The 503-nt window shown below is 36.0% G+C and carries 1 protein-coding gene; it reads left to right on the top strand.

The annotated features are described in order from the left end of the window. The first annotated feature begins 79 nt into the window (after positions 1–79). Positions 80–490 carry a M20/M25/M40 family metallo-hydrolase gene (locus BAZO_RS21020; RefSeq protein ID WP_004432474.1) on the top strand — a complete coding sequence of 137 codons (411 nt, stop codon included), beginning with the start codon at positions 80–82 and terminating at the stop codon, positions 488–490. The last annotated feature ends 13 nt before the right edge of the window (positions 491–503 follow it).

Below are 503 nucleotides of genomic sequence, written 5' to 3'. Positions count from 1 at the left end.
CCAGAACTAGGCTGGCTGCCCTCATCGCCTTTGTCCTTACGCTATACAAGATAAAGTAGTGTTAAAAGGGGATGTTCGGATGATGAAAGAAACAACTAGAAAAGTCATCCGAGACCAAGTGAAACAAATTGCTAAAGGCGTTGGAGTAACCTTTGGGGTTGAAGTGATTGTAGATTATGACGATAACTATCCTGTACTCTTTAATTCAGAAAATCTCACTCACTTTGTAGTTGACAGCTTAAAAGATCAGAATATTTCAGAAGTCAATAATATAGTCGATTTAGGACCACAAAATCCTTCTGAAGATTTTTCATATTATGGGCAAGTTGTACCAAGTACTTTCTTTTACATTGGTGCACAGCCTGAAGACGGCGGAAATTATCCCCATCATAGCCCTTTATTTAAAATGAATGAGAAAAGTATTTTAATCGCGGCTAAAGCAGTTGCAACTGTAACTATAAACTATCTATTTTTCAATAAAAAAATGTAGATTTACAAATAGC

The sequence above is a fragment of the Schinkia azotoformans LMG 9581 genome, assembly GCF_000307855.1.
Classification (GTDB): Bacteria; Bacillota; Bacilli; order Bacillales; family Bacillaceae_J; genus Schinkia; species Schinkia azotoformans.
Note: the sequence above shows the minus strand (reverse complement) of the source record. Positions and strands in the feature narration are given on the sequence as shown.